The sequence below is a fragment of the Flavobacteriales bacterium genome (assembly GCA_016704485.1).
Taxonomy (GTDB): Bacteria; Bacteroidota; Bacteroidia; order Flavobacteriales_F; family PHOS-HE28; genus PHOS-HE28.
Map to the genome: position 1 here is coordinate 166,551 of JADJAA010000002.1, position 14,361 is coordinate 180,911.

The window sequence follows — 14,361 nt, forward strand, 5'->3', positions numbered from 1 at the left end:
AAATTTAAGGGTTCCGGATCGATCAGGACAAGGATTGGCAAACTGTTAACAGAATTGATCTATCGTCCAGAAGCTGACTTTTCCGTCGATCGTCCACTTATCAATGCACCTACGGTTTCGCCATTCCTAATTTTTGGAAGGTATTGTCCGATAGTGCTTCAATGGCCCGCTGGAAAGTGCGGTCAACAGGATTATCAGTGTTGATCACCTGCCAATAGGCAGAAGTGTCCCATAGGTCACGCGCGATAAGTGCTTTCAATCGCAAGGCGATAAGGTCCTTCGAGCGGATCTTATCGGCAGGGTCCATCTCAACGCCTTCCTGTTCAGCTGCTCGTTCCAATCCCTTGAAAAGGTCCGGACCAATGACAAAGTCCTTATCGAACTCGGCTACATTATGGTATTGGGTAAGCAGTGTTCTACGGTTCTCATCCACATAGGCCAAGGCGTATGTGTTCAGTATGCCTTTTCGCACCAGCTGGCCGAAATAGGGTGAACTCAACGTCGTATCAATGGGTACGAACACGTCGGGCATGATACCTCCACCACCATAAACAATGCGTTTGTTCATGGTAAAGAACTTAACGGTATCTGTCGTATGGATGCTGTCAACACTTGATAACTCTCCTTTTGCAAGACGCTCTATCCGTTCACGCTGATAGGCTTCAACACCTTCATCATACGGTTTTTGGATCGACCTGCCCGAAGGGGTATAATACCTGGAGACCGTGAGACGCACCGCAGAGCCATCGGGTAACATTACCGGTCGCTGGACCAACCCTTTTCCGAAGGAACGACGACCGACCACCAGCCCACGGTCCCAATCCTGAATTGCACCGCTAACGATCTCACTGGCACTAGCTGAACCTTCATCCACCATCACAACAAGTTTGCCTTTCTCCATTCGACCATCCTTGGTAGCATAGGTATCATCACGCGGAGATGTGCGGCCTTCGGTATAGACAATGAGTTTTTTGTCACCAAGGAATTCATCCGCCATATCAATGGCCGTGCGCAAATAGCCACCGCCATTCCCTTGCAGGTCCAGCACAAGGTCCTCCATTCCAAGTGCTTTCAATTCATCCAGCTTGCTTCGGAATTCGGTCATCGTGGTAGCACTGAACCGGCTCACTTTTATGTATCCGATGGATGGTGTTGCCATATAACCGGCTTCAACACTATAGATCGGGATCTTGTCACGCGTTATCGTAAATTCCAATGGGTTTGGTTCGCCTCTGCGCAGTATGGATACATTCACCTTGGATCCTTTCTTGCCACGTAGGCGGTCCATAACATCGCTGTTCTTGAAACCGACACCGGCCACATTTTCGGTATCTATCCCAATGATGCGATCACCTGCACGGATCCCGAGACGTTCACTGGGCCCACCGGCAATGGCGTCCACCACATAGATCGTATCCTTTACAATGTTGAACTGGATACCGACCCCTTCGAAATTACCTTTCAAAGGCTCGTTCACATCTTCCAGATCCTCTCGGGGGATGTAAATGGAATGAGGATCCAATTCCTCAAGCATGCTCACAATGGCCGCATCGATCAACTGTTCGTCGTCCACACTATCCACATACATTTTATTGATATGGTAGAGCAACGACTCCACTTTGGCAGCGGATCCTGTGTTGATCTGCGCGTGTGCAGAAGCAGCGAAGACCATCATGGATAGAACAAACAAAGTGCCGCGAGAAAATGGATTGAAGCTAGAGCGCATGATGCAATGTAACGAGATATGGTGGGTAACGGTTTCCTAACAGAGTTAAGTTGCGTTAACGGATGTAGAATTCACTTCCTTTTCGCAGCTTGCCATTGGAGTACTTCGAAACACGTGCCAGTTTTCGTTTTTCGAAGTACTTCCACTTGCCGTGCTTGAGTCCTTTTTTGTAATGGCCGACTATTCCTTGCGATCGGAAGGCCCAGATCCCCTCTCGTGTGCCGTTCCGATATTGGCCTTTCAACGTTACACGGCCTTGTTCATCGTACTCGGTCCAATCCCCATGCAACGTACCGTATCCATACACGGCGAAGATCAATGGTCTGCCACTAGGATAGAATGCGCGATAAACACCACTCGGTTTTCCACGTTTCATCATCAGCTGAACAGCAACAGCATTAGGTGCATGCGCATAGTGCCCGATGAGCGTGTATTGCTCAGAGGGTTCAATAGGCTCATACACGACAGCATACGCGTAAGTGCGATCGCCATCGGGTACGTAAAGCGTGTCCGGTTGTGCGTAACTGAACGTACAAAAGGTAAGTGCCGCAGTGAAGAGGAATGCTCGCATTTGGTGCGTAAAGATCGTTGTCTTGATGGTATATGACGTGAAATAGAACTTAGTCCCTTGATCCACCTACTTTACTATCGAAGTGCGTTACAAGTTTTCTTCCGTATTGATCGGTAAGGGTCAGTGCGTGAGATCCGTTGCTCAATAGAGTTGTGAGCTCATGATCATGCACAGTTGTTCCGATAGGTTCACCATCCAGATCCCAGTGAAGCGAAGCATCTGGATCCCTATGTGCGGCCTGTAGCACTATCATTCCTGTGGTACCTTTCAATTGTGTGGGGATAAGGAGCTGGGCATTGTTCTCTGGGTAGATCATCTCGATCTGGGAAATACCCTCCACTGATATGTCACCTACGGCCCATGGTGGTATTGTTCTATAGTTCGAATGTGATTTTACGTAATAGTGCTCCATAGCGGGAGGCAATACGAACCAACTTTTCATGTGCGCATTGGGTCCAGGACGAACGCGTTCGGTACCGGTTTCATTGACAAGGATCCGCTGGTGATAGGGGCAAAGTGATGTTTGTGAGGCGTTCGCAACGATCCATAGGGTATCCACTACGTTGCAATCAACTCCTGCGCGAGACCCACTGGAACGGCAAACATTCATGTGTTCCAGTTCATCGAACGGTGGGTCGAATCCACTTCCATCCGGTAACGCACCGAATGCTTCGAACAGCAATGGTGCCGCAGCCAACGTCCCGGTCAGCCCAGGTCTACCTTCACCACTGGCATTTCCTGTCCATACGCCTACAGCATAGCGATCCGTAATTCCGATGGCCCAAGCATCACGATGTCCAAAACTGGTCCCGGTCTTCCAAGCGATCTGCTCGCTACCGGAAAAGTGCTGCCAGCCGGCCTCCATGTCAGGTCTGTTCAATTGTTGAAGTGCTGCGATGGTATGGTGAATTGCACCGGCTGATAAGGCAGGTGGTCCAGCATTATTGGGTGTACGATCTGCGTTCATGATCGCATAAGGAGGGTGAATGTCCTCAGAACTTGAACTCCGGTCACCGGTGTAATTGAGAAGAACTCGCGCCATGGAAGCATAGGCACCTGCCAGCTCCCATAGCGTGCTTTCGGCGCCACCGATGATCAATGAAAGGCCATAATTCCCTGCGCTTCTATCCACATGGTCCAGCCCCATGGATCGTAACATCCGCAATGTGCGTTCAATACCATGCACGTGCAACGCTCGCACCGCCGGTATATTCAGCGATCTGGCAAGCGCTTGCGAAGCTGGCACAGCACCGTCATAACCATCATCGTAGTTGCGCGGTGCGAAACCGTCGTAATGGGTCGGGAGATCGGCAACCAACTGATCCGGCATCAGCTCGCCGCTTTGTAGCATATCGGCGTACAGGAATGGCTTTAACAAACTTCCGGTGCTTCTTCTGGACTGAATGATATCAACAGCACCGGCGTGTTGCGGACCTGCGGATCTAAGATTGCCGACATAGGCCAGCACTTCACCCGTAGGTACATCGAGGATCAACATGGCGGCGTTATGTACTTCATTGGCTTGCAGGCTGATCGCGTAGCGCTCCATCATGGTGCTGAACCGCTGTTGCATTGCTGCGTTCAATGTGCTGGTGATCCGTGTCCCTTCGGATCCGCTATGTTGCAGTGTAGCAAGCAGGTGTGGAGCCAACCGCGGTAATGGGTGCGGCGCATCGGGCAAAGGTTCCTCCACTGCCAGTTTCCATTCCAATGAGTCCAACACCTGTGTTTGAAGCAGCCGTGTAAGCAGGCGATCCCGCTTCTTTTTCAGAGGGCCTCGACCTTGGCCTGGGTGCAATTGTGAAGGTGCATTCGGCAGTACAGCTAGCAATGCATTCTCCGCCCAGCTCAGCGCAACTGGTGATCGACCATACCAACGCCATGCAGCAGCTTCCAAGCCAACAACGTTTGCACCGAATGGTGCATTGGCGACATACAACTGAAGGATCTCATCTTTGCTGTAGCGTACCTCGAGACGAAGGGCCAAGATCACTTCCAGCAGCTTGTTCATGTAGCTACGGTTTCTGTGCTGCGTAGCCATTCGCGCAACTTGCATGGTAATGGTGGAGCCACCACTGACAGCTCTACCAGCACGATAGTTCTGCTTCACTGCACGTACCAAAGAGGGTAGGTGAATGCCCCAATGCGATCTGAAGTTCCGATCCTCGAATTCCAGTATGCACTGCTCGAACCGTGCAGGTATACTGTCCGCAACCGGCATGCGCCACTGACCATCCGCAGCAACAGTGGCTCCAAGGAATGCGCCATTCCTATCCTCCAGAACGGTGGAGCGAGGCGAACTGAAAAGTGGATCCATTGGGCCCCATTTCGCCCAAGCCCATAATAGTGAGAGAACCAGTACAGGCCATCTTGATCTTCGGAGAACACGTTGGATGGTGCGGGGCATGCAGGACAAAGATCCGTTGTTTCAAAGAACCTCAGATGCCTCCAAGAAATTGTGCTAACGGAGTAAGATCGAGAAGGGGGATTGCTCACTCCACCAACACCCTGCTAAAATAACGCCCCTCATTACTGTACGCAGTTACTTGATAGACACCAGGAGCAACGCGCGTCAAAGAGATCTGTGAGTTGAACCCAGAAACCGGTTCAGAATAAATAACCTGCCCTAAGGCATTGGAAATTTCAATTCGTTGCCCAATAACCCCAGCGGGAAACGAAATGTTGACCGAACTACTTGCAGGGTTGGGGAATATGGATAGCTCGCCGCTGGTGGGTTCGATTTCTGACACGCCAACAAGTGAAGGCACTACGCAGGCGAAGGGGACAATATTTTCAAGAGGTAGTTTGGCGATGTATTGTTGATAAAGAGGCATGTATACCGGAGCAATTCCAGAGTATAAGTCCCCTTGAAAAACTTCAAATGCCAAGCCACTATCGGCATCATATGGGCCACCCAAAGCGCAAAGCGAATGCCCATCCCAGCGCAAGATCCCATACAAGGTGTTATCACCAACGAAGTGATAAATTCCTTTGATATAGAGAGAGCCGTCGTACGATTTGAGACCTTGCACCTGACCAACAAATTCCACCTCTGGAAAGAACGGATGCCAGTCGGAACCATCCCAAATAGCAATATGCCGAGAGGGGTTTTGGAAGAACCCCCCAACGTACAGAGAATCACCATGACCTTCAATGCAATTCAAGTAATTTCCTACTATACCCTCGCCAAGTGGCGACCATGTAGAATCACCATCGTATGCAACAACCTTTCTGGAACCAAGGGCAATAAACACGCCAGCGAAATAATATTGGTCATGCCAATAGGCCGAAGCATAAATGCCTGCACTAGGGCTGATCGGCGAATTAGGTAATTCCCGCCATTCGCCGCCTAACCACTCATGAATTCCGTGAGCTACGAGGTTAGTGACAGTGTCAATTTGACTTCCTGTAAATAAACGGTTATTCTCAAGTAAAACGTTATCCATACTATTTGGGTTACCGCATGGGTACCATACTCCATTAGCTAAGAACGCTGTAGTTGCAATATCAGGATCAAGTTGCCAGTTGGAACCAAGGAATGATATGAAAACGGTATCATGAAAAACCTCTACCGATAACACTGGTATATTCTCATATCCATAAGCTGAAGTATCACCGCTGCCTCCAGCGAAAGGTGCAATGTCCCATGTTTGCCCATCCCATTGCGCTAGCCCATTTGCTCTAAGGCTATCATTCCTCACCCATGCGAATTTGCCCACAGTTAAAAGGTGTGTCGAGTCAGGTGATATTGTAAAGTTCCGCACCTCATTACTCATCCCACCCCCCACACTTTCAAAAAACGTCTGTGAGTGAAGCGTAGGAGAGCCACAAATAAAAGTGGAAAAAAGCAGCATACAAGTTTGACGTAGACTCATATTATTCAACAACCAAGCGACCAAGATAGCGTTGATCGTTATCAGTTGCGATTAGTTGATATATGCCCGGGGCCAATTTTCCAACAGCGATTGTCGGTTCAGCAGTCACGAGGCGTTCTGTTGACACAAGAGGCATGCAGGGCAAAGGTCCGTTGTTTGAAATAACCTCAGAAACCCGAAAGAAATTGCACCGTTGTGATAATGATCCAAACACGAGGAAACAACAACGCCGTAAATTCGTCGTTCGATCCCTATTGCGTTCGAACTATGTGGAGATCCATTTTTGCATTTCTTGGTTTGCTTTTGATAGTGTGTGTAAGCCGCGCCCAAGATCAGGTTGGTGAGGTGAATGACCTATATCCAGCGCACGCGGATCACATCCGCATCCCTGAACATTCCGCACCTTCATTCGATCAACGAACAGCCGAACTCGATGATATTCTGCGAGAGCAGAACGGCGCATTGCGTTTATATGGCCGATTTCTACCAATTGAAGTGAGCACGACCTCACACGGTGCATGGGGCACCTTGGCCAATGGCGATAAGGTTTGGCGAATTCGGATAAGATCCAGCGAAGCACTTGCCACGGAATTGTTCTTCCGAAATGTTCAGCTAGCTGAAGAAGCGCGGTTGGATGTATTCGATGTAGGCGGTGAACAGCATTTTGGAGGATACACACAGAATGATATCGGACAAGACGGTTCGTTCTCTACGCCAATGGTCTACGGCGGAACGTGCATCGTTACCTATAGTGGGCCATCGCTGCGAACGAATGTTGAGGCATTTACTATCTCAGCGTTATCACACGCTTACCGCGATATAGTACAGGAGAAGTCGGGTAGTTGCGAGGTTGATGTGAACTGTTCAGAAGGGGTCGGTTATGAAACGGTACGAGATGCCGTAGTTCGGATCCGGGTCGTGGTTCCGGCAGGTACCGGTAGGTGTTCCGGGACACTGATGAACAACACGGACCTGGACTGTAAACCGTATGTGTTGACCGCTATGCACTGTGGAGATGGATCAACGGAAGACAATTTCAACAACTATCAATTCTTCTTCAATTATCAACGCTCGGATTGTAGTGGTTCGGACGGAGCACTTGATCAGGTAGTGACAGGTTGTTTGAAACGTGCGGGTAGCAACGATATCGATGCAAATGGGAGAGCTCAGGGATCGGATTTCATGTTGCTTGAAATGAATGGACAAGTACCAGCGGAATTCGACGCCTATTTTGCCGGTTGGGATGCTACAGGGAGCACGGTTAACGCCGGAAGGTGCATTCACCACCCGGATGGTGACGTAAAGAAGGTCAGCAGTTTCAGCACTCAGACGTACACTGCGGTATGGGGTACAACGCTGCCTGATACACATTGGCGGGTGGCATGGACAGGTACTGCCAATGGTCATGGTGTTACGGAACCGGGGAGTTCTGGTGCGAGTTTGGTGAATACCTCGAAACGTGTAATAGGAACACTTACAGGCGGGTTCTCATGTTGCACGCTATCCGCATGCGGTACCATGACCGGCCCTAACCAACCGGATTATTTCGGAAAGTTCTCTCAGCACTGGACTGGCAACCTGAACCCGGCCAATGAAAAATTGAATTTTTGGTTAGCACCGAACAGTACAGCGTTGACGCTCGATGGGTCATACGATCCATGTGGGGCGATCGGCATCGAGGAATTGGTTCATGATGTTGATCCACAGGTTTTCCCGAATCCTGCAACAGATCATATTACCGTATCGTGGCCCATGGAGTTGGCCGGGATCGATCGTGTAGTGGTCCTGGACCTTACCGGGCGTATCGTTCATTCCAGCAGCACTGGAAACCGCTCATCATTGGAATTGAATGTGGCTAATTGGGCACCAGGGACTTACGTGATCGCTTTGGAAGAGCGCGGATTACGGGTTTCAGGTAGTAGATTAGCCGTTCGTTAACAATTGGAATAGAACGCGTCTCGCACCGCATGGACTATGCCACGGATCAAATTGATCACGGAGATCGGTGCTGAAAAGCAACTTGTCTTCGATCTCGCAAGAAGTATCGATCTTCATAAGATCTCCACTGTGCATACAGATGAAAATGCTATCGCAGGTCGAACCAGTGGATTGATCAAAGAGGGTGAAACGGTGACCTGGAGGGCACGGCATTTCGGTATTTATCAAACGATGACATCGCAGATAACTGAATTCCAGAATTCTTCACATTTCGTTGATGTGATGGTGAAGGGGATCTTCGCGAGTTTCACACACGTGCATCGGTTCGAATCCAAATCGAACGAACGAACATTGATGATCGATGTCGTGGACTATCGGAGTCCATTGGGGATCCTTGGTCAGATCGCGGACAGGTTGTTCGTTCGCAGTTATCTCAAACGTCTTTTGCTGCGCCGCAACCGGACGATCAAGGAGTACGCAGAGACTGATAAGTGGATGGCCGTATTGCCCTTGAAGAATAAGGGTTATCCGTGGGTGACCAATGAGATGGTACCGCGCCTGGGAGCGACCAGCCCGATCTCCAAGCCCGACCGTAAATAGTACGAGCGTTATTGCGCTCTACCGGGTTTCACTACCTCGATCCATTGTCCTTGGCTTCTTCCGTTCACGGTGTGATCATACATCGCCTCACAGTGGGCGCCAGCTAAATAATACCGTCCTGTGTATGCAGCATTCATCATCAACCGGTACGTTACCGAGCGCCCTTTGTACAGATCGAAGTAGGTCATAACGCGATCATCACGGATGTCCTGATAGGTGAAGTAGTCGCTGGCCGTGCCATTCTCGTTGCCTTCCATCCGCGAATTCCTGATCTCCCAACCGCCGGGGAATACTTGCGTAAGCGCCAACTGGTAATAGGGTCCAAGTATGCCCGGATGTGACACCGTTACCTCAGCAATGAAATCGGTTCCCTGTTCAATGCGTTTCGGATCTATGGGGTCGTGGTTAAGATTCTCATAGGATACGGCCATGTTAAGACCATTCTTACTTGCACGCTCCTCACCAGCCAACGGTGTACCTGTACGCACCACTCGGACGTACAGCAGGTTCTTGCCTGTGTTGTTCAGCGCAACAGAAGCCTTTCCATCGGGTATTGTAAGTTCTGTTCTGCTGATCGCTTTTTCGGAGAATTTATCCTGCGACTTACCACCTAGGGTTATGGAATAACTCAGCCCTTTACCGAGTTGGCTCTTCTCTGTAAGTCGCGCTACTGCCATAAGTCCGAAGCAGGTGCTTTGTGTGCTATACCAACTTTCTGCACTCAGTCGTTTGCTAATGCGTTGCACAACAGCTGCGGCCCTTGCCGTCTCTCCCATACCGAGCAATGCCTCGGCGATCAGTGCTTCATCGCGCAGATCACTGCCGTAGGTCCAGTACATTTCGGTGTACTGTGGCACATTCGTTTCCAGATCCTTCACCAATGCTTTCGCCGCATCAACTTGACCAATTCGGGCGTAGGCCGCTGCAAGCATCCATTTGGTTCGAAGATCCAAGCCGCTCTGATCCCGCAAACGGTTCATGGCCGCGATCTCATTGCTCTTCGCCAATGCTAGAACGTACAGACGGTATGCTTGTGTGAATTGTGTTTGCTGTCGCGTCCAGCCTTGCGAAGTGGAATTGTTCCAATCTCGTGCTGCCTTGCGTTGGAATGCGAGCCAATTGGTTTTCAGGTTTCCGGGAATTGCATAACCTAGACGATCGGCTTCGATCAAGAAATGACCCGCGTAGACCGATGTCCATGTATCGTAATTGTCACCACCCGGCCAATAGTTGAATGACCCATCACTGCGTTGGAATTGTGTCATTTTACGCAGCCCACCCTCAACGTTCGCGCGCATCTGTTGCACGAAGCGATCGGGCAGTTCCATCACGTTGCCGATATACAATTGTGGAAATGCTTTGGAGGTGGTCTGTTCCAAGCAACCATGGGGATAGTCGATCAAATATTGTAAGCGCCGTGTCATGTCCACCGGTGGAATGGTGCTTACTTCCACGTACGCGCTATTTGTACCGGTCACTCCAAGCGCTTGTGGCGTATGCGTCCATGACTGACCGGGTTCCAGTGCCGTTTCGGTAACATCCGTAACAGGTAGGTTAGGTTGGCGAACTTGTAGCTCGATCTTTTCATACGCTGTTTCTCCCGCACCGGCCACCGTAACTTTCATTTTGGCAACACCGATACCTTCCTTCACGCGCACTTTGAAGGTCACCACCTGGTCACCTGTAGTTTTGAAAGTGATGTTCTTTTCTGCCGGTCCTTCGGGGATGAGCATGTCGTTGGGTTCCAGTTTCACCGAAACGTTCTTCACCTTCGCGTCCATGGCGAAAACGGTTACCGGCAGATCGACCAATTCACCTGGAGAAAGCACGCGCGGCATGGTTGCCAATACCATCAATGGCTTGCGGACGGGGACTGTTTTTTCTGTATTACCGTAGGCTTTTTCACCATCGGTGGCCACTACCATAACACGGACCGAGCCAACGTAATTGCTGATGGTGAAACTGTGTTTTGCTTTCTTACCGTGAGCGATCGTAAAGGGCCCAACATAACGCACTACGGGTTTGAAACGGTTTGCACGGGCACCTTCTGCTGGTCCGGCATCGTCGCTGCCACCCATTGCCAGAATACGTTGCAATTGTCTTCCAAAAGCACCGATCACCTGATCGTACAGATCAAAGGTGCGCACACCCAGCGCTTCCCGAGCGTAGAAATGGTTCCATGGGTCCGGGGTCTTGAAGCGCGTAAGGTCCAATAAGCCCTCGTCAACAATGGCGAGCGTATAGGTCATGCCGTCGCCGTTCTTTTCACTCACTTCAATAGTGAAGGGTATATCGGTGCGTACTTCACTGGCCATGGTGATCAATGGCTCCAAATGCGTATTGGCATCTTCCACCAGGATCGGTATCACGCCATACAACCTGATCGGAAGGTCGTTCAACGTTTTTTCGTGTGGTTGGATCAATGTAACGTGTGCATAGACATTCGGCGCCATGTCAGCCGTAACAAGGAACGTGTATTTGGTTTCCTTGTCCTTCAATTCCACCCATTCAGCATCGATCACTCGCGATCCTGTTTCCAAACTGATCAACGCGCGTCCGGTGCCTGCTGACGGGATCGTTAGCGTTGCTTGCTCACCTACGTTGTACTTCTCCTTGTCGGCATTGAAGCTCAGCATCGCGGCCTGTTCAGGGTCTTCTCGGCGCGAACGGCCCTCCCAACCGGGCCAATCCATGTACACTTGCAATGCGCTGGCATGGCCGCTTGCAGGGTCGGTAATGCGTACTGCGAATCGGCCCCATTCAGGCCTATCGATCCGGAATTTCAGTTTTGTTCTGCCTTTGCTATCGGTGGTCAGTATCTCCTCTTTTCGAAGTTCCACGCTTGGTGAGCTGATGTAATTCGCGTTCCCGTCGATATCGCCATCCCACCACCAATTGTAGTTCAACTTGTAGATCTGTGCTTTCAGTTGATGGCCACCCAAGGCCTTTCCGTCCGCATCGATGGAGACAACACCGATGGCATAGGTCGTATCCGTGTGCATGGTACCCCACGCGGAATTGAGCGTCGGCGGTTGTATGCCGACATAGCTGGTGTACGGGTAATAGGGAAAACTTTGGCGGTCCATACTGGCATCACCACCCGCCTCGAATACCCGTGTAACTATGTTGGTATTGATCATTGCCGGAGCACTCTTACCGGTCTCCACGTTCAAGGTAAATGATGTTTCACCCTCTGCGCTCAACGTGCCGTCGAAAGCCACTTGTTCTTCTTCTGGCACCCAGGTCCGCAAGTCATTGAATTCATATTTATCGTAGCCTTTGAATTTTGGAGTTCCACGCGACATGGTCACCGTAACGCGGCTTTTGAGATCACGCGCAGGAGCACCATGCAACCAATGCGACTTCAGTTTGATCACGTTCCCCGAACCGGCGTCGATCCTATCATTCGGTACTTCCAACAACACTTTCAAGCGGTTGGGTTTCACCGTTTCAATGCGGATCGTATTGTGGAATGAAGTCCCGCCCACGGTCACCGTAGCATGCCAGAAACCAGTTGGGGCCTCAGCAGCCGTAGCACACCGGAATACGTACATACCATTGACGCTGGATGTACGAACATGTTTCTGATCCAGCCTTCCACGCGGATCCGTGAGTTCAAGAACCACTGGATGATCCTTCGGTAATTTATGCAGTGCGTCCTGAAGAATGAAACTGAGATAGAGCGAATCGCCCGGTCGCCAAACGCCGCGTTCACCATAGAGCATACCTTTTATCCCACGGTCGATGGAAGCCCCTTCAACACTGAATTCACTAACGCTCAATGACGATCCGTCATCCAATTTCAAATAGCCTCGTTGGGTGCCTTTGCTGGCCACCAATAGGAACGGCTTGTGTTTACTTGGAGGCAGTGTGGCAAGGCCTTCACGGTCAGTGACCACTTGAGCCATGCTCTTGCGTTGCATGTCCAGCACGTCGAGTTTTACGCCGCTCAAGGGTGTTGTAGTGCGAATGTCACTTACGGCGATGAGCATGGAACCATCGTTGCCCACTTTGGCTATCAGGCCGAGGTCCGAGGCGATCAAATTTCGGCTGACCGAGCCGCGGTTCACGAAGTAGGAGGGCGTGCAAGGGTCTTCACGTTCCCTGTAGTCGTAGTCCTCGTAGTAATAGTCGTCGTAGTAATAGTAGTCGTTCACAAGGTCGTATGCGGCTTGTTCCTGTTCCCAACTTTGTTCGCGTTCGGGGCTGTCATCATCAGTGATCACTCCTTCGCAGGGATACACGGAATGCTTTCGGCTGAAGGATAGATCAACGCGATAGATCGCACCTGGTTCAGCCTTGAAGTACTGTTCCAGATCGAGGTAGAATTTGTTCCACCGACCAAGATCGGGTGCATCAGTTGTTTTCAGCGTAACGGTTTTCCGCGCAACCAAACGACCAACGCGTGCCAATTCGCGATCACCATCCAATGCGTTCACCTGTAGGAATTGCGAGACATTGCTCTCGTAGATACGGACCACGCGCACGTCAACGGCACTCAGGTTCACGGCTTCGAACGGCATTACCATTCCTTCACCTGATGGCAGTATCACGCCTTTACCCACCATGCGCACAGCAGGTTTCAGTTCTTCGAAGGTGAGCTCTACCGTTACATCCTTACCCAATTCTTTTCCGTTCACGTTCTTCACCGACTTGCTCACATAGCCTTGTTGCTCGCCACTTAACCGTTCGGTCGGGTAGAGGACCAGCTTATTGCCATCAATGCTAATGCGTAGTTCATCCGTACCAGCTATTCCTACGATCCCTTTGAGGTCTTGCGCAGGGTCCAATGGGTCTGAGAACAGTAGCGTGGCATATTGTTCACCGTCACTGAAGGTCGTGGCACTGATCAACGCGAGCTCACCGATCGCCGGCACATCGAACGGAAGGGCTCCTTTATCATCGCTGCCTATCCGGTCGGCGTTCCAACTGATATCAACTACCGAGGCGGCATCGCTCCTACGCACACTATCAACGGTGAATCGGTGATAGTGGCCATTCGGCTCGTGTTCCCACGTGAGTGGCAGATCCCCATTCCTTCCGTTCTGTATCGCATTGAAACAACCTGCCAGATCCTGGTCCGTGGCATCGTCACTGGTATAGACCGAAACAATAAGCCGCTGCCATTCGAGGTCGGTGGCACTCAACGATTGCATATCCGTAATACGCACGTCAACGCCTTGGCGGAAGGTGGTTACTTGGAATTTGAAGGTGCTCAGGTTCTTCGGCACATGCACGAGATCGCCAAGTTCGAATTCCACTGAATAGGTCTGATCCTGCTGCAAGCGTTCTGCCGGACGGAAACCTACCGTGAGTTCATCGTGCCAATATGCCGTACCGTTGATCGACGGGCTGAAGTCGAACACTTTTTGGATAGTGGCCAATGAAGAATCCTTCCAACGTTGATCTTGGGTGATCCGCACCAGAATAGGGGAGCGTGCCGAAATATGGCCGGTGGTGAAGGCCGGGATGTATGGTGTAAATGCGGCGTCAGGTGAGAATTTAGTATCGCTGGTCCTACAACCAATGAACACGAAGGATAGGATCACACTGAAACTAAAAGCGCGCAGGTTCCAAGAAATAGAATGCATAGCAAATTGATTGATCCGCACTCGCCGCCATTGGTTGTGCGTACCGCCAAGTTAGGAGGC

General features: G+C 50.7%; 6 protein-coding genes and 1 pseudogene. 2 read left to right on the top strand and 5 right to left on the bottom strand.

Annotated features, from left to right (window positions below; genetic code table 11):
* Positions 1-109: 109 nt before the first annotated feature.
* The 4 genes from IPF95_11890 to IPF95_11905 all read right to left on the bottom strand — a co-directional run bounded on the left by IPF95_11890 (position 110) and on the right by IPF95_11905 (position 6,016).
* Positions 110-1,726, bottom strand: coding sequence for a S41 family peptidase (locus IPF95_11890; GenBank protein ID MBK6475388.1), 1,617 nt, complete (start codon positions 1,724-1,726; stop codon positions 110-112).
* Positions 1,727-1,781: 55 nt separating this feature from the next.
* Positions 1,782-2,297, bottom strand: a complete 516-nt coding sequence (locus IPF95_11895; GenBank protein MBK6475389.1) for a hypothetical protein — start codon at positions 2,295-2,297, stop codon at positions 1,782-1,784.
* Positions 2,298-2,346: 49 nt separating this feature from the next.
* Positions 2,347-4,704 carry a penicillin-binding protein 1C gene (pbpC, locus tag IPF95_11900; protein ID MBK6475390.1) on the bottom strand — a complete coding sequence of 786 codons (2,358 nt, stop codon included), beginning with the start codon at positions 4,702-4,704 and terminating at the stop codon, positions 2,347-2,349.
* 85 nt (positions 4,705-4,789) lie between these two features.
* Positions 4,790-6,016, bottom strand: coding sequence for a T9SS type A sorting domain-containing protein (locus IPF95_11905; GenBank protein ID MBK6475391.1), 1,227 nt, complete (start codon positions 6,014-6,016; stop codon positions 4,790-4,792).
* A gap of 423 nt (positions 6,017-6,439) precedes the next feature.
* Here IPF95_11905 and IPF95_11910 point away from each other — a divergent pair, with 423 nt between their 5' ends.
* Positions 6,440-8,110, top strand: coding sequence for a T9SS type A sorting domain-containing protein (locus tag IPF95_11910; protein MBK6475392.1), 1,671 nt, complete (start codon positions 6,440-6,442; stop codon positions 8,108-8,110).
* 36 nt (positions 8,111-8,146) lie between these two features.
* Positions 8,147-8,617: pseudogene (locus IPF95_11915) on the top strand (SRPBCC family protein).
* 101 nt (positions 8,618-8,718) lie between these two features.
* On the opposite strand, the gene IPF95_11920 reads toward IPF95_11915, so the two are convergent.
* Complete coding sequence (locus IPF95_11920; GenBank protein ID MBK6475393.1) at positions 8,719-14,301, bottom strand: hypothetical protein; 5,583 nt, start codon at positions 14,299-14,301, stop codon at positions 8,719-8,721.
* Positions 14,302-14,361: the final 60 nt, after the last annotated feature.